At 60.4% G+C, this 25,087-nt stretch carries 16 protein-coding genes and 1 pseudogene; 11 read left to right on the forward strand and 6 right to left on the reverse strand.

Features of this window, described 5'->3' with window-relative positions; translation table 11 throughout:
• Positions 1–10 precede the first annotated feature (10 nt).
• Positions 11–373 carry a DUF6124 family protein gene (locus ACIP8I_RS06675; protein ID WP_400759650.1) on the reverse strand — a complete coding sequence of 121 codons (363 nt, stop codon included), beginning with the start codon at positions 371–373 and terminating at the stop codon, positions 11–13.
• Positions 374–833: 460 nt separating this feature from the next.
• Here ACIP8I_RS06675 and ACIP8I_RS06680 point away from each other — a divergent pair, with 460 nt between their 5' ends.
• Together ACIP8I_RS06680 and ACIP8I_RS06685 are read left to right on the forward strand one after the other, a co-directional pair.
• Positions 834–1,706, forward strand: a complete 873-nt coding sequence (locus ACIP8I_RS06680) for a helix-turn-helix domain-containing protein (RefSeq protein WP_400759652.1) — start codon at positions 834–836, stop codon at positions 1,704–1,706.
• 116 nt (positions 1,707–1,822) lie between these two features.
• Positions 1,823–3,091 (forward strand): annotated as a pseudogene (locus tag ACIP8I_RS06685) (YbiU family protein).
• Between the two features lie 57 nt (positions 3,092–3,148).
• Here the strand turns inward: ACIP8I_RS06685 and ACIP8I_RS06690 are convergent.
• The 4 genes from ACIP8I_RS06690 to ACIP8I_RS06705 form a co-directional block, all read right to left on the reverse strand.
• Positions 3,149–4,078 (reverse strand): MBL fold metallo-hydrolase, encoded by a 930-nt coding sequence (locus ACIP8I_RS06690; protein WP_400759654.1) that lies wholly within the window; start codon positions 4,076–4,078, stop codon positions 3,149–3,151.
• Between the two features lie 41 nt (positions 4,079–4,119).
• Positions 4,120–5,322: an NAD(P)/FAD-dependent oxidoreductase gene (locus ACIP8I_RS06695; protein WP_400759657.1), complete on the reverse strand. Its 1,203-nt coding sequence runs from the start codon at positions 5,320–5,322 to the stop codon at positions 4,120–4,122.
• 309 nt (positions 5,323–5,631) lie between these two features.
• The gene (locus ACIP8I_RS06700) at positions 5,632–6,003 is read right to left on the reverse strand and encodes a response regulator transcription factor (protein WP_400759659.1); all 372 of its coding nucleotides are present in this window, start codon (positions 6,001–6,003) and stop codon (positions 5,632–5,634) included.
• A gap of 129 nt (positions 6,004–6,132) precedes the next feature.
• Positions 6,133–7,152: a GlxA family transcriptional regulator gene (locus tag ACIP8I_RS06705; RefSeq protein ID WP_400759661.1), complete on the reverse strand. Its 1,020-nt coding sequence runs from the start codon at positions 7,150–7,152 to the stop codon at positions 6,133–6,135.
• Positions 7,153–7,350: 198 nt separating this feature from the next.
• Between ACIP8I_RS06705 and ACIP8I_RS06710 the strand changes: the two genes are divergently transcribed.
• The 3 genes from ACIP8I_RS06710 (at position 7,351) to ACIP8I_RS06720 (ending at position 14,102) form a co-directional block, all read left to right on the forward strand.
• Complete coding sequence (locus ACIP8I_RS06710) at positions 7,351–8,022, forward strand: response regulator transcription factor (protein ID WP_400759663.1); 672 nt, start codon at positions 7,351–7,353, stop codon at positions 8,020–8,022.
• 48 nt (positions 8,023–8,070) lie between these two features.
• Positions 8,071–13,560, forward strand: coding sequence for an AAA family ATPase (locus ACIP8I_RS06715; protein ID WP_400759665.1), 5,490 nt, complete (start codon positions 8,071–8,073; stop codon positions 13,558–13,560).
• Positions 13,561–13,850: 290 nt separating this feature from the next.
• A complete protein-coding gene (locus ACIP8I_RS06720; RefSeq protein ID WP_400759667.1) occupies positions 13,851–14,102 on the forward strand; it encodes a DUF2790 domain-containing protein in 252 nt (83 codons plus the stop codon).
• A 44-nt stretch (positions 14,103–14,146) separates the two neighbouring features.
• Here the strand turns inward: ACIP8I_RS06720 and ACIP8I_RS06725 are convergent, their stop codons facing one another.
• Entirely contained in the window at positions 14,147–15,091 is a 945-nt protein-coding gene (locus tag ACIP8I_RS06725; RefSeq protein WP_400759669.1) for a LysR substrate-binding domain-containing protein, read from the reverse strand.
• Between the two features lie 87 nt (positions 15,092–15,178).
• Here ACIP8I_RS06725 and mug point away from each other — a divergent pair, with 87 nt between their 5' ends.
• The 6 genes from mug (at position 15,179) to ACIP8I_RS06755 (ending at position 25,031) form a co-directional block, all read left to right on the forward strand.
• A complete protein-coding gene (gene mug, locus ACIP8I_RS06730; protein WP_400759671.1) occupies positions 15,179–15,700 on the forward strand; it encodes a G/U mismatch-specific DNA glycosylase in 522 nt (173 codons plus the stop codon).
• A 304-nt stretch (positions 15,701–16,004) separates the two neighbouring features.
• The gene (locus tag ACIP8I_RS06735; RefSeq protein ID WP_027613808.1) at positions 16,005–16,520 is read left to right on the forward strand and encodes an Hcp family type VI secretion system effector; all 516 of its coding nucleotides are present in this window, start codon (positions 16,005–16,007) and stop codon (positions 16,518–16,520) included.
• A 127-nt stretch (positions 16,521–16,647) separates the two neighbouring features.
• The gene (locus tag ACIP8I_RS06740; RefSeq protein WP_400759672.1) at positions 16,648–19,554 is read left to right on the forward strand and encodes a type VI secretion system tip protein VgrG; all 2,907 of its coding nucleotides are present in this window, start codon (positions 16,648–16,650) and stop codon (positions 19,552–19,554) included.
• Positions 19,551–24,236 (forward strand): RHS repeat-associated core domain-containing protein, encoded by a 4,686-nt coding sequence (locus ACIP8I_RS06745; RefSeq protein WP_400759674.1) that lies wholly within the window; start codon positions 19,551–19,553, stop codon positions 24,234–24,236. The genes ACIP8I_RS06740 and ACIP8I_RS06745 overlap by 4 nt, the downstream gene beginning before the upstream one ends.
• Entirely contained in the window at positions 24,226–24,708 is a 483-nt protein-coding gene (locus ACIP8I_RS06750) for a DUF4265 domain-containing protein (protein ID WP_007969242.1), read from the forward strand. Before ACIP8I_RS06745 ends, ACIP8I_RS06750 begins: the two co-directional genes overlap by 11 nt.
• Positions 24,709–24,767: 59 nt before the next feature.
• Positions 24,768–25,031, forward strand: coding sequence for a PAAR domain-containing protein (locus ACIP8I_RS06755; protein WP_400759677.1), 264 nt, complete (start codon positions 24,768–24,770; stop codon positions 25,029–25,031).
• The last annotated feature ends 56 nt before the right edge of the window (positions 25,032–25,087 follow it).

Genomic DNA, 25,087 nt, shown 5'->3' on the forward strand with positions numbered 1-25,087 from the left:
GGAGCGTTCGTTATGCCGTCGGCACAACATTATCCAGCGCCTGATTCACCGCCAGTTCCCCCAGCATCACCACCTGCGCAATGCCCAGCAGCGTCTTGCGAATCGGTCCCTCCACCAGCGCGGCCACATCCCCCAACATCACCGTCGCCGAACCCAGTGATTCACTGGCGTTCGCCAGCAATTCCTCGGTGGCGGTTTTGGGGTTGACGAGGAACATGGCGTTGGGTGTGTAGGGCGTGGCCATGATTGGGCTGGCGGGGTTGAGGTAGTGGTCGAGGGCGCGTTCGGCGGCTTCGCTTAGCTTTCTGGAATCGGGGGACTCGTAGGGGGAGACTGTTTCGGTTTCGGGCGGGTTCGGTGTGACTTTGAACATGATGAGACTCCTGGGAAAGCGATTAAGGAGCCATCACGCTTCGCTACCAAACGAAGGGTGGCGGCCATGCACAGGTTGGTAGACCGGCCCAGGAGCCCGGCGCGCCCTAAGACGCCCTACGCATGACCACCATAAAACAGGGACGAGAAATCGACCTCTGCATAAGGGGAGCTATGCGACCTGGAAGTGCTGGGCTACCAAACCCGATCGCTGCTTTTCAGCGACCGCCCCACGATAGAACCCGCACCCTGGGCGCACAAGCCGGCGGATTCTGGCGTAGTCGTAGGCAATGGCGCAAGGCGTTGTAGCCTGGGATGACGTAACACCGGGTGTCTTTAAACAGTGCTAGCAAAAAGGCTTAAACGCGAGCAGGCAACTGACCCATTCGCATCTTGAGCGTTTCGATGACGGTGATACGATCGTGGCGTGCCACCCACACCACAGAGCAGAATCGTTCACCATGAAACCCAGTTTCGAAAAGATCCCCACCGAAGCCACTGCCTCGTGGACGCTGCTGAACCGCCGTTTGCCAGACGCGATTCCGTTTGAGTGGCATCACCATCCCGAGTACGAGCTGACGCTGACCTTGAACAGCCGTGGCCATCGCTACATCGGCAATGATGTCGCGCCATACGATGACGGCGATCTGATTCTGGTCGGGCCGAATGTGCCACATAGCTGGTCGTCGGCGGAGCGGGTCGATGCCGGGCAACCGCATGTGGCGTTGGTGATCTGGTTTTCCGCGGCGTGGGCGGAGTCGCTGGTGGCGCTGTTTCCGGAGCTGGGTTCGTTGCGGCAATTGCTCGCAGCAGCGCGGCAGGCGTTGAGTTTCAGTGCGGCGGCGTCGCGGGAGATTCGCCCGCTGATCGAGGCGATGGTCGAGCAGGAGCCGTCCGAGCGTTTGATCGTATTGCTGACGGTGTTGAGCAAACTGACGCGGGACGTCGATGCCAGACGAATCCTGTCGGCGCCGGACTTGCAGGTTGGCAGTCAGATTGTTGAAGACCCGCGCATCCATCGGGTTCTGGATTACGTGCATGGTCACTACACCGAGGTCATCAGCATTCCGGCGTTGGCCGAGATGGTGTGCGTCAGTGTGTCGGCGTTCCATCGGATGTTCCGTCGTCATACGCGCAGCACGGCGCTGGACTACATCGTACGGCTAAGAGTCGGACATGCCTGTGCGCTGTTGATGCAGGGGCATTCGACGGTTTCGCTGATTGCCGAGGCAGTGGGATATTCGTCGCTGGCGCTGTTCAATCGGCAGTTCAAGGCGTTGAAGGGGCTGACACCTTCAGAGTTTCGTCGTCAGCACGGTCATCACTTTCTGTAAGCGGCACGCTGCTTAACGCCACAATCGTATTACTCGACGCGGCAAATCAGGCTGCCGTCGCCACCCTCGGAAGTGATCCCATACCTGCACCCACAACAAGGTCTGCAGGTCCCCCGATGAGCAAATACCAGGCATTCGAGAGCGCAACGCTGCCGGAGAATTACCGCGACAGTGTCGTCAAAATGAAACGCACCTTGTGCGCGCAGATCGGCGATGTGCAGGGGCTGTTCGCCGAGGTCAGTGAGTTTATTGCCGGCGAGATTGCGTCGATCAAAGCGCAGGAAGCGCAGACCGGGTCGGGCTGGCCGGTGCTGGAGTTCGCCGACATCGCCGGCGGCACAGTGACTGCCGAGCAGTTGGCGTTGATCAAGCGTCGCGGCTGCGTGGTGATCCGCAATCACTTCCCCCGCGAGCAGGTGCTGCAATGGGACCAGGGCTTGCTGGATTACCTCGACAGGAACCGGTTCGATGCGCTGTATCGCGGGCCGGTCGACCAGTTTTTTGGCAATCTGGAGGCGTCGCGGCCGGAGATTTTTCCGATCTACTGGTCGGCGTCGCAAATGCAGTTGCGCCAGCATGAGCGGATGGGCACGGCGCAGGCGTTTCTCAATCGATTGTGGAAGACTCATTCGCACGGGCAGGACTGGTTCAATCCGGACATCAATGCGCTGTATCCGGATCGAGTGCGCCGGCGTCCGCCGGGTACTCACTCAAAAGGCCTTGGGCCGCACACCGATTCCGGGGCGCTGGAGCGCTGGTTGCATCCGGCGTATCTGAAGGTCTTCGACAACATCTACAGCAACGACTTCGCAGCCTACGATCCGTGAGATGCGGCGTTTCGTACCGAGGTCGATGAATACGCCTACAAGGACACGGTCAAGTGTTCGGCGTTTCGCACGTTTCAGGGCTGGACTGCGCTGTCGGACATGCAGGCCGATCAAGGCGTGCTGCACACCGTGCCGATCCCCAAGGCGATAGCCTACCTGCTGCTGCGGCCGCTACTTGATGACGTGCCCGAAGACGAGTTGTGTGGTGTGGCGCCGGGCAAGGTGCTGCCGGTGTCGCGGCAATGGCATCCATTGCTGGTGGAGGGGCTGAGTCCGATACCGGATGTGCAGGCCGGTGATTCAGTGTGGTGGCATTGCGATGTAATCCATAGCGTCGCGCCGGTGCAGAACCAGCAGGGCTGGGGCAACGTGATGTACGTCCCGGCGGCGCCGATGTGTGCGAAGAATCTGCGTTATGCGCGGGATGTGTTCAGGGCGTTTGCGCAGGGGGCTTCGCCGGATGATTTTCCGCGTGAGGATTATGAGCGCTCGTGGGTGGAGCGTTTTGCTGTCGAGAGTCTGAACCCGCTGGGGCGTGCGGGGCTTGGGCTAGCGTGAGGGGGATTGCATCTTCGCTCGGCGAACGCCGGGCGAAGATGCTCTGCGCCATCGCGATCAGTAATCCCAGATTGCCGGAATCCAGCGGAACGCTTCGCCATTGACGGACACACGGCCAACCGAAGGGAAGGGCAGGTGCGTGGCGACAAACAGTTCGCCGCTGGCGGCGGCTTCCTGCAGCAGCCGTACGCGCACGCGCACTGCTTCTTCGGGGTCGTGCTCGAAGCCGTTGTGCCAGTCCGGGTGGTCGAAGGCTACCGGGAACAGGGCGTCGCCGGCAAAGGTAAGGCGTTCGGCGCCGGACGTCACGTAGACCACGCAATGGCCCGGGGTGTGGCCGCCGGTGAGCCTGGCGACCACGCCGGGGGCCACTTGGTATTGGTCTTCGAAGATACGCAGCTTGCTCTGGTACTGGTCGATGAACGCGTTGGCGGTGGAGCGCAAGACGTCCGGGACCGGCGCGGGCATGTCGGTATAGGTGAAGTTCGGCGAGGTCCAGAAATCGACTTCGGTGGCGGTGACGTGGATACGCACGTCGTCGCGCAGTCGGGTTTTTACCGCATCAACAAGCAGGCCACCGATATGGTCCATGTGCATGTGGGTGATCACGATATCGGTGACATCCGCGAGGTCGATCCCGGCCGCCGCGAGGCGTTTGGGAAACTGCCCGGCACGCGGGAAGCCGGGGAACTGGCCGCCGAGGCCGGCGTCGACGAGGATGACCTGCTCGCCGCTGCGCACCACCAGCACGTTGAGTGCCCAGTCGAACGCGTCGGGGCCCAGGTACATTTCTTTGAACCACGCAGCGCGGTCGGCGGGATCGGCGTTGGTCGACATGGTCTGGGTCGGCAGCGGCAGCACGCCGTCGCTGATGACCATGACGTCGATGTCACCGAGGCGCAGCGCGTAGCGCGACGGCACCAGTTCTTCGGTCGGGGTTTGCAGGGTTGCGCGGTTGGCGGTGAAGGAATCCAGAGGCAAGGTCATGGTGTTCTCCTTTTTATCAGGCGAGGTAATCCGGGGGGCGATCAGGCCACCGGGATCATCGGGTCGGCAGCGGCGAGGGCGGTGCGCCGGTCAGCGGCTGGCGGGTAGATCCACACGCTGTTGATTTGCGTCTTCAGCTCCTTGGCTTCGGCTCGCACCAGTTTCAGTTGGCGATCCCAACCTTCGGTGTACACCGCGCCCCAGGCACCCAGATCCAGGCAGGTCACGTACTTGGGCTGACGGTAAGTGGTTGGCGCCACGCCGAGCAGATCGGCGACGGCATTGTTGCCGGCATGCCGACCGAGGCTGATGGCGTGCTGGCAGGACATCACCGAGAAGTTGCCGACGTCGTCGGTGGCGGCGCGGGCGACATCGCCGGCCGCGAACACGTGATCGAGGCCTTGTACTTTGAGGTTGCCATCGACGTGCAGACGCCCCTGGCCATCGCGCTCGGCGTCGAGTTGTCCGGTCAGCGGGCTGGCGCGGAAACCCACGGTCCAGATCACCGTGTTGCTTTCGATGTGGCGACCGTCAGCGAGTGTGACGCCATTGGCATCCACGGCGGCGACGGTCGCGTCGACGATCCATTCGATGCCCAGGTCTTTCGACGCCTCGATGATCGACGGACGAATGCCGTCGCCCATGGTCGCGGCGATGTCTTTGCTGCGATCGACGATGATCACCCGAACGTCTTGCTCCGCACCAAGAATGGCGCGCAGACGGCTGGGCATTTCTGTTGCGGTTTCGATACCGGTGAAGCCACCACCGGCGATCACCACGGTGTTGCGCGCAGCGCTGACGGGTTGCTTGGCCAGTGAGTGGAGGTGGCGTTCGAGGCGCGCCGCCGATTCGATCTGGTCGACGTCGAACGCATGTTCTTGCAGACCGGGTACCGGCGGACGGGCCAGTTGGCTGCCGCTGGCCAGCACCAGGCGATCGTAGGTCAGCTCACCGGGGCGGCCGGCCTCATCGCGATAACCGACACGCCGCGCCTGGCTGTCGACGCTTTCGGCAGTGCCTTTGACGAAACGCACGCCCACGGCATCGAGCAGCGCATCCAGTGGCGCGTACATGCTCTGAACATCCGGCTCGTAGAAGCGCGGACGAATGCGCAGTTCGGCTTGCGGGGCGAGCAGTGTGATCTGCACATCGTGGCGGTCATGCATATCCAGCAAGCGCGCGGCGCTCAACGTGCTCCACAGCCCGCCGAACCCCGCCCCGATCACCAATAATTGCTGTTTCATAATGTGCTCCCTGACGCAGATGGATGGATAAACCGAGTCGTGGTTGCGACTCTGGCGTGACGATCACCGGCCGCCGCAAACTGCTTGCCGTACTGCATGGCGCTTAATCGCCCGCTGTCGAAAGCAATGCTAAGGCGGGGGCTCTGCGGGCGCAGTTGTCCATCGGTGTGTGCGGATTACGCATGGGTCGAAGGGGGGTATACGAAGGTATCGGGCGGGTACGCCAAACTGTAGGAGCTGCCGAAGGCTGCGATCTTTTGATGTTGCCCTTTAAAAGCAAGATCAACAGATCGCAGCCTGCGGCAGCTCCTACACGGGAGGTGTTTGGTTCAGGGCGATCTCGATGTGCCTGAGCAGGCTTTCGGGCTGGAAGGGTTTGGCCAGGCAGGCGATGACGCCGGGGGGAAGATTCTTCATTTCATCGGGACGGGCGGTGACAAAAATCACCGGAATGCGCCAGCCTTGTGCGCATAACGTTTCGTGCAACTGGAGGCCATTCATGCCGGGCATCTGGATATCGGAAATCAGGCAGTGCGTCTGCGCCGGACCTTCCGACTCAAGGAAAGCCTGCCCCCCTGGATAGCCGAGCACCTGATAATCACTGGCGCGCAACAGGCTTTCCAGCGCACTGCGAATGGCCTCGTCGTCGTCAACCACGGCAATGACAACTTTATGCTGCATAGGGCTCCCTGGCCGGATGGGCACGCATGGCGACTCCTGTCGTTCTTGCACCATACGCCGTCGGCAGCGGCGCAAAACTATACCTAGGTATAGCGCGGCCAGCCCCTTTGCCAGTCAGTGCTGACGACGTCAGCCTTCACGGCTGAAACGGCTGCGGTAGTCACGCGGTGAAATCGACAGATGACGCTGGAAGCAGGCGCGCAAACGCTCTTCATCACCAAATCCGCTGAGACGCGCGACCTGGTCGATGTTGTGCGCCGAGGTCTCCAGCAAACGCCTGGCTGCTTCGAGGCGAAACAGCTCGATGGCTCTGGAGGGCGTATGACCGGTGCTCTGTTTATAGACCCGGGTGAAATTGCGCAGGCTCATTTTGGCCTGTTCGGCGAGGCGCTCCACCGTCAGCTTCGGATCGCTTGAGTGCTCCATCAGCCACAGGTGCAGCGAATCGAACTGCGGGCTGCCCTGCATCTGCGATTGCAGCAGGGTGCTGTATTGCGCCTGACCACCGGGACGCTTGAGGTACACCACCAATTCGCGGGCGACCTGCAACGCCACTTCACGGCCGCAATCAGCCTCGACCAGCGCCAGGGCCAGATCGATTCCTGCCGTGACCCCGGCCGATGTCCACACCGCGCCCTGTTGAATGAAGATCGCATCGGCATCCACCTCGACCGCCGAAAAGCGCTCGCGTAACGTGTCGCACATGGCCCAATGCGTGGCGGCGCGGCGACCGTCGAGCAAACCGGCCTGAGCCAGCAGGAAGGCGCCGCTGCACACCGAAACCACACGTCGCGCGGCCTGGCTTTCCTGCCGTAGCCACGCGGTGAGTTCGGCGTGATCGTCGAGGGTCTGGCAAATATCGGGCGCGCCGGGCACCACCAGAGTGTCCAGCGCGGCGATGTCGAGCTGGCGCAGCGCCCGGGTGTCCACGGCCAGGCCTTCGATGGTGTTGATCAGGCCGCCTTCAAGGCTCGCGGTGTGCAATTGATAACCGGGCTGGCCGCGCTCGGCCAAGGCTTTGCTCGCCGCCCAGAACACGGTTTGCGCACCACTGAGGTCGAGCAGGCTCATTCGCGGGTAGGCAATAAACACCACGTCGCGCGGCTCGGATTTTGGCCAGGTGAGGGTTTGCAGAGAAACGCTGGACATGAAAATCGGGCCTGTTCAAACGGTGGCAGAGGGGCGGCGGTGTGGCCGATTTTCAGGGGTTTCTGGCCTGTCGGCAATGCGTTCCGACTGCTAGCCTGTGGCGCGACCGTTTGGCTGGCCTCTGGCTGCGTTCGCCATCATGGACTAGATTTACCCACCTGCACATCGCACGCGTTGCGATCTCGCCGAGGACTCACGATGACCCTGTGGTCGCATTCCAGCCCCAGCACAACCCCGCCCGTGTTGGGGGAACCGGTGGTTTATGTGGTCGACGACGACGCGTCCATGCGTCAGGCCCTCGACGGTTTGTTGCGCTCGATCGGGCTGCAGGTGCAGACGTTCGAAACCTCCCGGGACTTCCTCACTTCGGCCAGACGTGACGCGCCCGGTTGTCTGGTGCTGGATGTGCGTTTGCGCGGTGAAAGCGGGCTGATCGTTCAGGAGCAGATGGAAAAAAACGGTCTGCGCATTCCCGTGGTATTTATGACCGGCCACGGCGACATCGCGATGACGGTCAAGGCGATGAAAGCCGGGGCGGTGGATTTTCTGGCCAAGCCTTTTCGTGATCAGGACATGCTTGACGCCGTAGCCAGCGCGCTGGCCCGTGACAGCGCTCGACTGATTGCCGAACAATCCGGTGCGGCCCTGCGCCTGGCCTACGAGACATTGACCGAGCGTGAGCGCGAGGTGCTGGGTTTCGTGATCAGCGGGCTGATGAACAAGCAGATTGCCGCGCAACTCAACCTCAGCGAAGTGACGGTTAAAGTCCATCGCGGCCAGGTCATGAGGAAACTCGCTGCACGTTCGGTGGCCGATCTGGTGCGTATCGCCGAGGCGTTGGGCATCGAGCCGGCGCGGCGGACAAGGTGAGCTGAACCTCATCGCGTGGCACAAACTCCTTTCACGGTGTCGACTCGGATGGCCAGCAAACAGCAGATTTTGTGGAACGACGGCGAGCGGGTGTTTTCCCGCGAGCGCGCTAAGGGCGAGGGCAGTCCCCGTGTGCTGGTGGTGCGCCCGACCCTTGATCAGCCGTTACCTGCAACCCTTGACCGACTGGTACACGAATACAGCCTCAAGGACTATCTCGGCGATCAATGGGCGTTGCCGCCGCAAACCCTGGAGCGTGCCGGCGGGACAACGTGCCTGCTGTTCGACGACCCCGGCGGCGAGCCACTGTCAGGCTTGCTGGTCGCACCGCTGGACACGGAAACCTGCCTGTTGCACGCGATCAACATCGCCGTCGCGCTCGGCCATGTGCATCAGTGCGGGCTGGTGCACAAGGATCTCAAGCCGCAGCATATTCTGGTCAATTGCCACGACGGTCAGGCCCGTTTGACTGGCTTCGGCCTGGCCTCGCGTCTGCCGCGCGAACGTCAGGCGCCTGCGCCGCCGGAAACCATCGCTGGCACACTGGCCTACATGGCGCCCGAACAGACTGGGCGAATGAATCGCTCGATCGACTCACGCAGCGATTTGTATGCCTTCGGCGTGACCTTGTATCAGATGCTCACCGGCTCGTTGCCGTTCAGCGCCAATGACCCGATGGAGTGGGTGCATTGCCACATTGCACGGCTGCCGATGCCTGCGTGTGAACGAGTAGCCACGGTACCGGTGATGCTCTCGCGTGTGGTCATGAAGCTGCTCGCCAAGACGGCCGAAGCACGCTATCAAACGGCCGCCGGTGTCGAGCATGATCTGCGCCGTTGTCTGGACGAGTGGCGGCGGACCCGGCGGATCCAGGTGTTCACGCTGAACGAGCAGGGCGCGATCGACCGCTTGCTGATCCCGGAGAAGCTCTACGGGCGTGAGCGCGAAGTGCAAACGCTGATCGACGCCTTCGCTCAGGTGGTAAAGACCTCGTCGCCGAGGCTGGTGCTGGTGTCGGGTTATTCGGGCATCGGCAAGTCCTCGGTGGTCAGTGAACTGCACAAGGTATTGGTGCCGTCGCGGGGGTTGTTCGCTGCCGGCAAGTTCGATCAGTACCAGCGCGACATCCCCTATGCGACGCTGGTTCAGGCTTTTCAGGGACTGGTGCGCACGCTGCTGGGCAAGCGCCGTGAGGTGCTGGCTGACTGGCGCGCGGCGTTGTTACAGGCACTGTCACCGAACGCGCGGTTGATGACCGAGCTGATCCCGGAACTCAAACTGATCATTGGCGAACCGCCACCGGTGCCGGAACTTGAGCCACAACAAGCGCAGCAGCGTTTCATGGCGGTGTTGCAACGTTTCATCGGCGTGTTCGCCCGGCCCGAGCACCCGCTGGCGCTATTCCTCGATGACCTGCAATGGCTGGACGCGGCGACACTCGATCTGTTGGAAGACCTGCTGACCCGCTCGGAGCTTGGGCACTTGTTGCTGGTGGGGGCTTACAGGGATAACGAAGTCGATGCCGATCATCCGCTCAATGGCAAGCTTCAGGCCATGCGCACTGCCGGCGTGCACATCGATGAGATCCGCCTGGCGTCGCTCGCCGGTGTGCATATCGAGCAACTGATTGCCGAGTCGCTGCGTTGTCCTCCCGCAAGCATCGTTGCATTGGCGCGGCTGGTGCTGGACAAGACCTACGGCAATCCCTTTTTCGTCATCCAGTTTCTGCACGCCCTGTTCGAGGAGCAGTTGCTGGTGTACGACCATCAGTTCAGCCGCTGGCGCTGGGATCTGGCACTGATCAACGCCAAGGGTTACACCGATAACGTAGTCGATCTGATGCTCGGCAAACTGGCGCGCCTGCCGCTGGACACCCGCCAGGCGCTGCAACAACTGGCTTGCCTGGGCAACGTGGCGCGGATCGACACGCTGGCGACCGTGCTCGATCTGTCGACGGTGCGCGTACGCGCGGTGCTGTGGCCGGCGGTGCGTCAGGAACTGATCGAGTTGCACGAAGGCACCTGTGCATTCGCCCATGACCGCATTCACGAGGCCGCGTACTCGCTGATCGCTGACGTCGAGCGCGCGCAACGCCATCTGCGCATCGGCCGGTTGCTCGCTTTGCAAACGCAGCGCGAAGGGCGCGAAGAGGCCATCTTCGAAATCGTCGGTCAACTCAATCGCGGCGCCAGCCTGATCAGTGCCCGTGCCGAACGCGAACAACTGGCCGAATTCAATTTGCTCGCCGGCCAGCGCGCCAAGGCGTCGACCGCTTACACGTCCGCGCTGACTTACCTGGGCGCAGGGGCGGCGATGCTCGGCGAGCAGGACGCTGACAGTCGCCATGAACTGGGTTTTGCATTGGCACTGAACCGCGCCGAGTGCGAGTTCCTCACCGGGCAACTGGCGCTGGCCGAGGCGCGTCTGGCCGCGCTGGCCGAGCGCGCCATAACTACCGTGGAACGGGCAGCGGTCACCTGTTTGCAGATGGATGTGTACTTGCTGCTCGATCGCAGTGATCGCGCCGTGAACGTGTGCCTGGCGTATTTGCGTCAGGTCGGCATTGACTGGACGGCGCATCCGGACGATCAGCAAGTGCGTTTCGAGTACGAACAGATCTGGACGCAACTGGATGAGCGCAGCATCGAGCAATTGATCGACCTGCCACTGATGGAAGATCCGGCCTCGCTGGTCACGCTGGATGCGTTGAGCAAACTCTTCGCACCGGCGTTGCAGTCGGATGCCAACCTCGCGTGCCTGACGATTTGCAAAGCCGTCAGTCTGAGCCTGCAACACGGCAACTGCGATGCTTCCTGCATGCTCTACGCCAACGTCATGCGAATCGCCGGCCCACGCTTCGGCGACTATGCCGCCGGTTACCGCTTTGGCCGTTTGGGCTGCGATCTGGTCGATCGCCGCGGACTGACGCGATACGAAGCGCGTACCTACCTGTGCTTCTCGATTTTTGTGGTGCGCTGGATGCGACCGGTGCGTGAGTGTCGCGAATTGCTGCGGCGTGCACTCAGTGCCGGTAACCGCATCGGCGATTTGCCTTATGCGGCCTATGCCGGCAATAGCCTGATTTCCGATCTGTTGTTTATTGGCGAGCCGCTGGCGCAAGTGCAGGTTCAGGCCGAGACGGGACTGGCCTATGCGCAGAAGATTCGCTTCGGTCTGGTGGTGAGTTTCATCAGTTGCCAACGCGCGCTGATTCGCATGCTGCGCGGGCAGACGCCGCAGTTTGGCTGTTTCAACGATGAGCACTTTGACGAGGCAAGTTTTGAGACGAACCTTGCCGCCCCGGATCTGGCACTGGCTCGCGGCAAATATTGGGTGCGCAAACTGCAGGCGCGCTATCTGGCCGGGGATTATCCGGCGGCGGCCGTCTGCGCAGCGCAGGCACAGGCGCTGTTGTGGGTGATCTCCTCGTTTTTTGAAGAGGCCGAATATCACTTTTACGCCGCGTTGACTCTGGCCGCTGCCGCCGAATCAAACCCTGATCAACGGCAACGCCTGAAGGAACACCTCGATCAACTGCAAGTCTGGGCGCAACAGTCTGCGCAGACTTTCGCCAGTCAGACGGCGCTGGTCGCTGCTGAAATCGCTCGGGTTGCAGGGCAGTTGATCGAAGCGCAGTCATTGTACGAGCAGGCGATTCAACTGGCCCGGGACAGCGGTTTTGTGCATGTCGAAGCCTTGGCGAACGAACTCGCCGCGCGCTTTTACAGTGCCCGTGGTCTGGACAAGATCGCCCGTCTGTACCTGCAAGACGCGCGCTACGGTTATCGGCGTTGGGGCGCCGAGGGCAAGGTGCGCCAACTGGAGCGATGCCACCGCTATTTGCGCAATGAAGAGGCGTCGCCCAACCCGACGGCGACCATCATCACCCCGGTCGAGCATCTGGATCTGGCCACGGTGCTCAAGGTGTCCCAAGCCGTTTCAGGCGAGATTGTCCTGGATCGACTGATCGAAATGGTCATGCGCACCGCCATCGAGCAGGCCGGCGCCGAGCACGGCCTGCTGATTTTGACTGACGGTGAGACGCCCTATATCGCTGCACGCACCAGCGTCGGCGACGACAGCACGCAATTGTGCAATGAGCCGGTGAGCACCACAGCGTTGGCCGAGTCGGTGCTCTATCAGACCCTGCGCACCGGCGAAAGTCTGTGCCTGGACGACGCCGTCGCCGATCCGGCCTTCGCCGCTGACCTGTACATTCATCAGCGCGGCGCGCGTTCGATCCTGTGCCTGCCATTGATGAATCAGGGGCGGATTGCCGGGGCGCTGTACCTGGAAAACAACCTGTCTGCCGGTGTATTCAGCCCGGCGCGTTTTGCCGTGCTGCGACTGGTGGCTTCACAGGCGGCGATCTCGCTGGACAACGCGCGGCTGTATCGCGACGTCGCCGAGCGTGAGGCGAAGATTCGGCGGCTGGTCGACGCCAACATCATCGGCATCATCGTCTGGAATATTGAAGGGGAGATTATTGAAGCCAACGACGCGTTTCTGCGCATGGTCGGTTACGAACGCGAAGATTTGCTCTCGCGCAAGGTGCATTGGCGAGACATGACCCCGCCGCCGTTGCGCGAGGAAAGTGAAGTTGCGCTGGCGACCGCGATCCGCACCGGGCGCGCCCAGCCGTTCGAAAAGGAATACATCCGCAAGGATGGCAGCCGCCTGCCGGTGATCGTCGGTCTGGCCGCGTTCGAAGCCAGTCAGCAGCAGGGCGTGGCGTTCGTCCTCGACCTGAGCGAACGTAAACAGGCTGAAGAACAAGTGCGCGAGAGCGAACGCCGATATCGCCAGGTCCAGGCGGAACTGTCCCACGCCAATCGCGTGGCGACCATGGGCCAGTTGGCGGCGTCCATCGCCCACGAAGTCAACCAGCCGATCGCCGCCACCGTGACCAATGCCAACGCCGCGTTACGCTGGCTCGGCGCGCAACCGGCGAACATCGACGAGGTTGAGCAGGGCCTCAGGCGCATCATCACCGATGGCAACCGCGCGGCCGAGGTGCTCGGACGCATTCGCGCACTGATCCGCAAGACGCCACCGCAACGCCAGGTGCTGAACCTCAACGCGGTGGTGGGCGAAATGGTCGGGTTCACGCGCGGAGAGGCGGCGCGGTGCGGGGCTGTGGTCAGTACGCAATTGGCCAGCGATTTGCCTGCGGTATTGGCCGATCGGGTCGAATTGCAGCAGGTGCTGCTCAATCTGATCATCAATGCCCTGGAAGCAATGGAGGTGATGGAGGCGGGCGAGCGCAGACTGCTGATCACCAGCGAATCCGTTGCAGATGACGTTCGGATCATGGTCAGCGACTCCGGGCCGGGATTCGCCTGCGAGCGTGCCGAGGAAGTGTTCACCGCGTTCTACACCACCAAATCGACCGGGCTGGGCATGGGCCTGTCGATTTGCCGCACCCTCATCGAGGCTCATGGCGGACGTTTGTGGGCAGAGGCCAATATGCCGTTGGGTGCGCGAGTGTTATTTACGCTGGCGGCGTGCAACAGCGTTGCAACTCTCCAGCAGTCATAGCCGGGGAGGCAGGTGACGGTCGTCTCGGGATCTTTGTTGACTGGGCTTACGCCATCGCGAGCAGGCTCACTCCTACAGAGGGGTTTGCAGTGCTCGCGAATGTTGTGCCGGGCACCCAACCTGTAGGAGTGAGCCTGCTCGCGAAAAGGGCACCCACGGTGTCTGGACTTATTCATCACCATTCTGGACACAGTGTTTGTCCAACCGACCGATTTTTGCCGTGCGCTTGAACCCCTAACATCGTCTCCACTCCGTGAACAAACACGGTTCCCCACGAGACGGTGAACATCATGAAATTTGTAAAAATCGCTGTACTTCTGGCCCTTGGCGGTGTCGGCGCGCAAGCCTTTGCGGCGGACGAAACCGCGCAGGTCGAGGCCTATAACGCCGCCGCTCAAGCAGACATCGCCCACGTCGTGTCGATCTCCGAAGCGGCCAATCAATGCGGCGCGGTGCCGGTGCAGATGACTTATGACGACTCGACCGGTGCGCGGCATGTCGTGCAATACCAGGTGATGGGCAGCGGTTGTTCCAACGGTTGATGTCGGTGCAGGCGCTGGAGGGTCGACACTCCAGGTCTGCGGCACTAAGCGTTGGCGAGTTCTTTGGCCCCGGCCATGTCTTCATCGGATGCCAGCTGTTGCGGGATGGCGGTTTTCAGGAACTCCACCCAGGTCTTGATTTTGGCGTCGACGAATTTGCGCGACGGGTAGATCGCGAACAGGTTGTATTCCTCCAGGCGGTACAGCGGCAGTACCCGCACCAGTGTGCCTCCGACCAATCCTTCGACGGCTGATGCCAGCGGCTGAATGCCGATGCCCATGCCATTTCTGATCGCCGTGGCCATGCCGTCGGCGGTGTTGATGTGAAAAGGGGAGTCGGGGATATTCTGCGTTTCCATGCCTTGTGGCCCTTCGAACACCCAGTTTTCTGCGGGCATCACCGTGTTGACGATGCGCAGGCAGTCGTGCGCGGCGAGTTCGGCGGGTGTGGCGGGGTGGCCGCGTTTGGCCAGGTACGCCGGCGAGGCGCAGAGGATGCTGTAGGTGGTGCCGAGGCGTTGCGCGACGAAGCCGGAATCCGGCAGGTCGCGGGCGAGGACGATCGACATGTCGTAGCTTTCTTCGAGCAGGTCGGGCAGGCGATTGCTCAGTGTCAGGTCGAACATCACCGTCGGGTGAATCTCGCGGTAGCGGGCGATCGCGTTGATCACGTAGTGGTTGCCAATGGCGGCCATGGCGTGGATCTTCAGGCGCCCGACCGGCAAAGTCTGCGCGGTGCCGGCTTCTTCATCGGCTTCGCGCAGGTCATCGAGGATTTTTTCGGCGCGCTGCAAATAGCGCACGCCGGCTTCGGTCAGGGCGAGGCGGCGGGTGGTGCGGTTGATCAGGCGCGTGTGCAGCCGGGTTTCGAGGCTGGAGACGGCTTTGGAGACGTTGGTCGTGGTGGTGTCGAGCACGTCGGCCGCAGCGGTGAAGCTGCCGCTCTGGGCGACGGCAACGAAGCAGCGCAGGGTCTGAATAACGTCCATCGTTGTGCTTGGCTCTGTGGCTGGGATGGCCATTCTAGGGTTTGCTGTGGGAGGTGGTGCAAATGTTTGCGAACGAGGGGCGCGCGCATGGCGGGTGAAGGGCTTGAAGACATTCTGGCGCCGGGGCTTGCGGTGGTGTTTTGCGGGATCAATCCGGGATTGCTCGCGGCGGCGCAGGGGCATCATTTTGCCGGGCGCGGCAATCGCTTCTGGCGCACCTTGCATCTGGCCGGGTTCACGCCGCATGAGGTGCGAGCGGAGGACGATCGAAGCATCCTGCACTTTGGCTGCGGCTTGACGGCGGTGGTCGAGCGGCCCACGGCGCGGGCGGATCAGTTGGCGGCGCAAGAGTTCGCCGCTGCGGCCCTGGGCTTTGAGCAGAAGATCAGCCGCCATGCGCCGCGCTTTGTGGCGTTTCTCGGCAAGGCTGCCTATGCGGCGTTGTCGGGGCAGAAGGTGGTGGCGTGGGGGCCGCAGGCGAAGACCTTCGGCGGCGCGCACGTGTGGGTGTTGCCGAACCCGAGTGGGAGGAACCTCGCGTTCAATCTTCAGCAGTTGGTCGAGGCTTATCGTCAATTGCAGGTAGCGTCGTCGGCGCCGAAAATTTAAACATCACCACTGCGCAAAAAGTTGCGCAGTGGTTTCGCGGATTTCACCCGTGACCCCCCTTCAAACCTCTCTGGATCACGGTTTTCAGCCAAGTGCGCAAGAAGTTGCACAGTACTGCGCAACTTCTTGCGCACTTTTTTCTGTTTATCGAAATTTTAAACTCCTAAACGCAAAGGCATGGCCGCCAACCCGTTGATCCGTAATAGCTAGCTGATGGCTGGCACGGAATTTGATCTCTGAGCAGGCACCCGGACAGGCAATGGTGCCTGTCGGTTGTGTATTTTCGAGCAAGGAGAGCATCCCCATGGCAACACCAGCGTACATGTCCGTCACTGGCGAAAAACAAGGTCTGATCACTGCCGGCGCTTTCACCGCCGATTCCGTGGGCAACACCTTCCAGGAAGGTCACGAAGACCAGGTCATGGTTCAGGCCTTCACCCACGACGTGATCATCCCGCGTGATCCGCAATCCGGTCAGCCAACCGGTCAGCGCGTGCACAAGCCAGTGGTCATCACCAAGGTCTACGACAAGGCTTCGCCTCTGCTGCAAGCGGCGCTGACTTCCGGCGAGCGCATGAGCGAAATCGTTATCCAGTGGTACCGCACTTCGGCTCAAGGTACTCAAGAGCACTACTACACCACCAAACTGGAAGACGCGATCATCGTCGCCATCAACAACAAGATGCACAACTGCCAGGACCCGTCGAACGCCCACTTCACCCACCTGGAAGAAGTGCAGTTCACCTACCGCAAAATCACCTGGACCCACGAAGTCTCCGGTACTTCGGGTTCCGATGACTGGCGTGCTCCAGTCGTTTAATCGCGACTGATGGTTGTACTGCCCCGGCCAGTGCGGCTGGCCGGGGCGGCTTTGATCTACAGAATTTTTTGCGTGCGCCACGCTTCATGGAATGGCGCCCGTCGCAGCATTGCGCGAGGAACAAGGGATGTTCTCACCGGCCAATCAGCCTCATTTCAATCTGACCATCGATGGCGCGGACAGCGATTTCCAGGTGCTGTCGTTCACCGGGAAAGAGGCCCTCAACACGCCCTTCGAATTCGAGCTGGAACTGGTCAGTGAGAAGGCTTCGATCAACCTCGAAAGCCTCCTGCACAAACTCGCGTTCCTGCAGCTGTCGCCCAGCGGCACGGGGATTCACGGGCTGATCTACAGCATCGCCCAGGGCGAAGCCGGCAAGCGCCTGACCCGCTATAAAATCTCCCTGCGCCCGCAGCTGTCGTACCTCGCGCATCGGGTCAACCAGCGCATTTTCCAGCAGATGACCGTGCAGCAGATCATCAGCAAGGTGCTGGAAGAACACGGCATTCTCGCCAGTGACTATCACTTCCAACTGAGCGCGATTTACCCGGAGCGCATCTACTGCGTGCAGTACGACGAAAGCGATCTGCATTTCGTCCAGCGCCTGTGTGAGGAGGAGGGGATTCACTACCATTTCCAGCACACCGCCAGCGGCCACAAACTGATGTTCGGCGATGACCAGACGGTGTTCCCGAAACTGGCGCCGGTGGCCTATCAGCAGGACTCCGGACTGGTCGCCGATCAACCGGTGGTCAAGCGTTTCGGTTTGCGCCTGGCGACCCGCACCAGCCGCACCACACGCCGTGATTACGACTTCGTCAAACCGAAGATCGAGCTCGAAAGCGATGCCAAGAGCAGCGCTCAGCCGGATCTGGAAGATTACGATTACCCGGGGCGTTTCGTTGACCGCGAGCGCGGCAAGCACCTGGCCAATCGCGCGCTGGAGCGCCATCGCAGCGACTATCGACTGGCCGAAGGCAACAGCGATCAGCCGATTCTGGTCAGCGGGCATTTTCTCGCCCTCACCGAACACGCCAACCCGACGTGGAACGATCTGTGGCTGCTCATCGAGATCTTCCACGAAGGCAAGCAGCCGCAAGTGCTCGAAGAGTCGGTGACCAGCGACACCACCGACAACAAGGACGATTTCCACCAGGGCTACCGCAACCGCTTCAATGCGATCCCGTGGGATGTGCCGTACCGGCCGCCACTCGATCACCCGAAACCGAAAGTCCTCGGCACTCAGAGCGCCGTGGTCTGCGGCCCCGAGGGCGAAGAAATTTACTGCGACCAGTACGGCCGGGTGAAGGTGCAGTTCTTCTGGGATCGCGAAGGCGAGCACGACGACAAGACCAGTTGCTGGATGCGTGTGGCCTCGAACTGGGCCGCGGAAACCTTTGGCGCGATCAACATTCCGCGGGTCGGCATGGAGGTGTTGATCACCTTCCTCGAAGGCGATCCCGACCAGCCGCTGATCACCGGTTGCCTGTACCACGGCGCGAACCTGCCGCCGTACAAACTCCCGGACTTCAAGACCCTGGCCACGGTCAAGAGCAAGGAATACAAGGGCAGCCGCGCCAACGAACTGCGCATCGACGACACCACCAGCGAGATCAGCATCGCGCTGCGCAGTGATCACGGCGCGAGTGCGATCAACCTCGGCTACCTGACCCACCCACGCCCGAGCGGCGGGCAGCCGCGTGGCGAAGGTTTCGAGCTGCGTACCGACCGCCATGGCGCGGTGCGTGCTGGCGCCGGTCTGTTGATCACCACCGAGCCGCGCCCTAACGAATCGAAGCACCACAAGGATTTGCCGGAAACCGCCGAGCGCCTCGCCACCGCGAGCGATCAGCAGGACGGTTTCGCCACTCAGGCCAAAGAGCTTCAAGCCCAGGAGGCCGGCGATCAGGACGATGTGGCCAAGGCCTTGCACGCGCAGCATCAAGGCGTGCTCGGCAGTGGCCCGGCGAACATGACCGCCAATGAATTTCCGGAATTCACCGAGCCGCATCTGGTGCTCGCCAGCCCGGCGGGTATCGCCCTGACCACGCCGCGCTCCAGCCACATCGCCACCGGCGAACATCTGGCGCTGAGCAGCACCGGGCACACCAGTTTTTCCATCGGCAAACGCCTGCTGGCCAGTGCCAGCCGTGGCATGCGCCTGTTCGTGCAGAGCATGGGTTGGCGTCTGGTGGCGGCCTCCGGCGACATCGACGTCAAGGCTCTCAAGGACAGCATCAACCTGCTGGCCAAACTCAACATCACCGCCAATGCCGACCGCATCACCATCACCGCCAAGACCGAACTCGTGATCCAGGGCGGAGGCAGCGCGACCACCTACAACGCCGGCGGCATCACCCACGCCACCACCGGCCCGTACACCGCGCACGCGGCGAACTTCGCCTACACCGGGGCGAAAAGTCTGGCCGGGGTGTTCCCGGAACCGCCGAAACCGGGCAAGGGCAATCTGGAACTGTTCAACCAGTACGCCGGGCGTCAGGGCATCAAGGAAGGCGACTACGAAGTCATCGACGCCCTCGGCAAAAGCATCAAGGGCAAGCTCGACGCCAAGGGTTTCGCCAGTGTCGCCGGTGCCGCCCCAGGCCCCGCGCGTGTGGTGTTCGGCAAGGATCCGGCGGACACCTGGAGTGAGGGCAGCTACATCGGCAAAGCGGAATGGCCGCTGAAACCGCCAGCCGCAGAAGAGGTACCGAGCCAAGTGCAGGCGATGGTTGCGCAGGTTCTGCCGAGCAAGAACTGGGACATGCTGGAGAAGGGCAAGGAACTGGCGCAGACCGGCATGGGCGCCATGCAGACCGCACAGGGCGCAATGCAGACGGCGCAGCAGGTGAAAGGGGCGGTGCAGGGCGGGGCGGCCGGGTTGCCGAAACTGGCGAGTGCGGCGCTGCCGAGTGCATCGAGCATCCTCGGCGCAGCGAGCAAGGCAGGGAAACTGCCAAGCCTCCCGGCCCCGTCCTTGCCCAAACCATCGCTCAAGACGCCTGGCCTGCTGAATGGTGAGGTGCTCTCATGACCGAGGCAGCCGTTGCCAAGAAGCGCGAGCCGCAGGTCGCTATCGTTCCGCTCAACACGCTGGACGTGCAGGACGTAGGTCGTGGTGCTGCCCGGTTTGATGCCTGGCTGCGATCCATCAGCGGTGGTGTCGTCACGCTCGATCGAATCAAAGGAGTTGCCGGGTCGCTGCCGGTTGTCGGCAACATCATGGCGCTGGTCGATGCGCTGGGCGATATCGTCACGCTTGCCAGAAGCAAGCAGCGGGAATTGCTTGATTGGGTCAGCCTGGGGATCAACCTGATCGGTGTTTTACCTGCGCCTCCGACCATGGCGGCTGCTCGTATGAGTTTGCGTCCGACCTTGTTTCTGGTACGTCAGGAATTGCGTAACAGCGTCAAGATGCTGTTGGGCGATTCGATGGTCGAAGTGCTGGTCGGGCATTTGAACGCAACCATCGTCGGCACGATCGATGACTTCGTGAAACAGGCTCAAGGCAAACTCTCGGGCATTCTCGCCGATGCAGGGAAACTCGGCGAAAGCGCAGTCACCGAAATTGCCAAGGGTCTTGAGGCCGTTGTAAATGGCAAGCTTGATTCAAAAGGCGATGCGCGCGCGGCTGGACAAAAAATCACGGCGGCGGGCAATCAACTGCTCAGCGATCCCAAAGCGGCAATCAGTAATATCTTCGGGGCTGCATTCAGTGCCTACAAAGCCGTAGGTAAGGGGGTTGCCAACAGCGCGGCGAAAAATCTTCTGCCGGATCAGGCCAAAAAACTGGTGATGACGCACACCGGTTCATTGAGAGCGATGGGGCCTGAGATCAAAACCCAATTGAGCAAGTTGGGTGATCCGGGAACGCGTCACACGATTGGTTGGTTGTTGCAAATGCTCAGCGGTGCTGTGGTGACGTGGCGCAAGCGTCGTGGGCATGGACAGAGTGCCAGCGTTAAACCCAACGCCACCAGTAAGGCTCAGAACAAGGCAGGTGAAGGGCGACTCGAGGCCAGCAGCCATCAGGCTCCTGCGAACGCCAACGCCAATGGCAAAAAAAATGGTGCTTGTGCGGGTACTTGCAACAGCATCAGCTTTGCGTTGGGATCCGAGTCACTGAGCCATACCGATTTCAGCCTGCCAGGTCCATTTCCGGTCGAGTGGGTGCGCACCTACAGTTCCCGGTTTGATGCTTTTGACAATGGCGAATTAGGGGCACGGTGGGTAACTGAGTTTACGACCCGATTCGACTGCAAGGACGATGGACTGGTTTTTTTTGGAGCCGATGGTCGTAGCATCGATTTCCCCCTGCCCAAGCCAGGCCTCTTTCACTATGACCCCGTTGAAAATCTCACGCTGGTTCGTTCCGCTGAGGATCAACTGCTCGTTTGCTTCGGTTTCGAGCGCAAGGAAACCTATGTCCGTCGTGGTCGTTCCTTTTGGCTGACGGATGTGAAGATGCGCAGTGGTTCCGGGCTGATGCTGCATTACGAGCATCGTCATGGGGATGCCCTCGTATTATCCGATCTGATCACCTATCAAGGTGACGTCACGCAAGTCCACTTGCACGTCGGAACGCTGATAGATGATCAAGGGCGCTTGACCGGTCTCTGGGAGATTCGTGACGGCGCGCCTGTGCGGCAATTATGTCATTACCAATATGACCTCCATGGCAACTTGATCCAGGCGCAGGATGAAAACGGTGCGGCCTGGAGTTATCAGTATCAGCATCACCTCCTGACTCGGTATACCGATCGCACCGGCCGCGGTTTGAATCTGCAGTGGGATGGTCACACATCGCACGCCAGGGCTGTGCGCGAGTGGGCGGATGACGGCAGTTTCGATACTCGCCTTGAATGGGACGAAAACATCCGTCTGACTTACGTCACTGATGCCCATGGCAACGAGACTTGGCATTACTACGACATCAAGGGCTATACCTACCGGATTCGCTATGCCGATGAACGTTCAGAGTGGTTCTTTCGCGATGATGCGAAGAATGTGATTCGTCACGTTCATACAGATGGCACCACCGATCGCTACAGCTATGACGAGCGCGGTAATTTGCTCGAGCACATCAGTCCCGACGGCAGTGTCGCTCACTACGCCTACGATGATCTCAACCAACTGATCAAGGTAAGTGATGCAGAAGGCGGTCAGTGGCAACGAGCTTACGATGACGCCGGCAATCTGCTGGAGTCGGTCGATCCGCTTGGCAACAAGACGGAGTACGCCTATGACAAAGCAGGTCAGTTGATCGCTATCAAGGATGCAATAGGCAACGAGAAAACGCTTGAGTACAACGTTGCCGGTCAGCTTCTCAAATATACCGATTGCTCCGGCAAGACCAGCGAATGGGAATACAACGATCGCGGTCAGATGATCTGCTTTACCGATGCGGCGGGGCAAAGCACCGAGTATCAGTACAAGGCCGGGCATGTCGCCTTGATAACGCATCCGGATAAAACCGAGGAGCGATTCGAGCGTGATGCCGAAGGGCGTCTGCTCGCTCATGTTGACGGTCTGGATCGCTGTACGACGTGGAGCTATAACGCGGCCGGTCTGGTTGCCGAGCGAGTAGACGCCTGCGAGCAAACGCTTCGTTACCGTTGGGACCGGTTAGGCCGTTTGATAGCGCTCGAAAACGAAAACGAGCAGCGCACCCGGTTTCACTATGATCCTGTCGGAAGATTGCTTGAGGAAAAAGGCTTCGACGGCCTTGCCACACGCTATCAATACGACGCCGAGAGCGGGCGGTTGGCGAGCGCCATCAGCGGTGAGCGCATCATTTCGATGGTGTTTGACCCAATGGGGCGGCTCGTTGAACGCCATGCGAGCCTGGGCAATGCGACTCAAAGCGAATCCTTTGCGTATGACGGTAATGGCAACATGGTTTTGGCCACGAACGACCAGAGCCGGTTGCTGTGGTTTTATGATTCGGCCGGTAATCTGATCAGAGAGCACCAGCATTATCAGGATCTGGATGCACCGCTCGTTGCCATCTGGAGGCATGAGTACGATGCCCTCAATCAGTGTGTCGCCACGACTCGTCCGGATGGCCATCGGGTGAGTTGGTTGACGTACGGCAGTGGGCATTTGCTCGCGTTAAAACTGGATGATCACGAACTGGTCGGCTATGAGCGAGATGATTTACATCGCGAAGTCGCCCGTTATCAAGGGAATCGCCTGCGCCAGACGCAAAAGTGGGATCCGGCAGGGCGGCTACAGGAGCAACTGCTCGGTCGAAGCGACGACAATTCGACGTTGCTCAAACGCCAGTACCAATATGATGCGGTCGGCCAGTTGACCGAGCTGAACGATACGCGTCGCGGACCGCTTACCTACCGTTATGATCCGGTCGGGCGACTGATCAGCGCAGCAAGTCGCCTCGGCGTTGAAAACTTCGCGTTCGATCCTGCCAGCAACCTGCTCGACGAGAAGGTGACAGAAGTGCGCCGGCCTCTTGATCAGGCCCCGACACGTAGTCGGTTGGTAGACAATCTTTTACGTGAATACGTCGGTACTCATTACGAGTACGACGATCGTGGCAACCAGACATTGCGTTGGCACAATGGTCAACGCAGTCGATTGCAATGGGACCTGTTCGATAGGTTGGTGCATTTTGAGGATGATCGTCTTTCGGTCAGATACGCCTACGATGCCTTGGGTCGCCGGTTGTATAAGCACTCGACAGCCCATTATGTGAACCGTCCTGAAGCGGGTTCGCATTGGAATAAAAATGAGCAGGGGCGCATTCAGCGCTTGCTTGGCTGTGGCTTGACCTTGTACGGGTGGGACGGGGACAACCTTTCCTGGGAAAGCAGTCCAGCCCCTATTGATGGGGGGACAGGTCGCACCGTCCATTACGTTTATGAACCCGGCACATTCGTACCGGTGGCTCAAGCCCTCACACACGCCTCGATTGATCTGTTGAGTCAGCCTGAATATGTCGGCGGCGACAATCTTGAAGATGATCCGCTGTGGAGTCACGCTCCTGAAGCACAACCGTTCGATGCCCTGGCCTGGTATCAGTGTGACCATTTAGGCACACCATTGGAACTTACCGATCAAGACGGTGAGATCGCCTGGAGCGCTCAATACAAAGCGTGGGGGCAGGTGAAAGAACAGACATCAGCCTCGGCAGTGCGGCGCGGGCTGACTAATCCAATTCGTTTCCAGGGTCAGTACCACGATCACGAAACAGACTTGCACTACAACCGCTACAGGTACTACGACCCCCACGTAGGTCGCTTCATCTCGAAAGACCCGATAGGTCTGATGGGTGGTATCAACCTTCATCAATACGCGCCTAACCCGACGCAGTGGGTGGATCCTTTAGGTCTGGTCAGAAAACCGCCATCCAAGCGCGCGCTGAAGGACGGTGCTGGAGCCTCCGCTAAAGACATCGCTGCGAGCAAGGTCGGCGGCGGTAGTCGGAAAGGACAAGCGGCATGTCGCAAAAAACTTATTGCCAAAAGCAAACCGGTGGGTGTGTACAAGTGCTGGCGGTGCGGGCATACCTCTAGCAATCCTGATGACATGCACTTGGGGCATAAAAATGTGGCGACCTCGAATGGCGGCAACCTGGCCGATGTCAACGTAGATCTTGAGGGCGCATCGTGTAACCTGAGTGCTGGAAACAGCGGTTACGTGAAAGAAGGGATGTCGTGTGTCGAACGTGGAAGTTGTGGAGCGCCGTATGGACGATAAAGAATTGCCGGTTCTGATTGAGGTGTTTGTATCAGATGACGATGGCCCTGTATTCGAGGAGCTCCCTGCAATCGCGATGGGGCAGGATACTTATCAGCTGCTGTCCTCACCTGGTCTTGCGTTGAATTTGGCTCGAGGTGACATCATCTCGATAAAAAACAAAAACACTCACGCTGAAGTCCTGAAGCGCGGAGGAAATTTTTGTATTCATATCTACGCCGACTACATCCCCGAGGACGTCATTGCACAACTGGAAACTGATGTTGGCAATGAACTGGGTGGAACGCTGGATGGCGTTTTCGAAGGCAACCTGTCACTGGCTGTGCCCTCAAGCAATGGCATGGACAGCATCAATGCGTTTTTTGATCGGTTCCGCGAGCAAACGGGACTCGAATGGTATTACGCCAATATCTATAAAAACATTGATGATGAAGATGATGAAACGCTGCTCAATTGGTGGCTGCAGAGCTGACTGACAGGCCAGCAGACGGCAAGGTCACGAGACCAGGATCAAGTCAAAGGAGTGACAACATGAAAGACGCCATTCGCTTGGGCGACTCCACCACTCACGGTGGCAAGGTGCTCGAAGCCTTCTCCCAGACCGATCTCAACGGCAAGCCTGTTGCCGGAGTCGGTCACAAGGTCAGCTGTCCACTGTGCAAAGGGGTTTTCCCGATTGCAGAGGGCAGCAGCACCTACACCATTGATGGCACGCCCATCGCTCTGGACGGTATGAAAACCGCTTGCGGTGCTGCGCTGATTGCAAGCGGCCCGAAAGGGGCTGTGATCAGTTGAATCAACATGTACCGCATCGGCATATGCCGGGCATCACCTGATGTTTGTTGCATGAG

The sequence above is a fragment of the Pseudomonas sp. NPDC088414 genome, from assembly GCF_044753325.1.
Lineage (GTDB): Bacteria > Pseudomonadota > Gammaproteobacteria > Pseudomonadales > Pseudomonadaceae > Aquipseudomonas.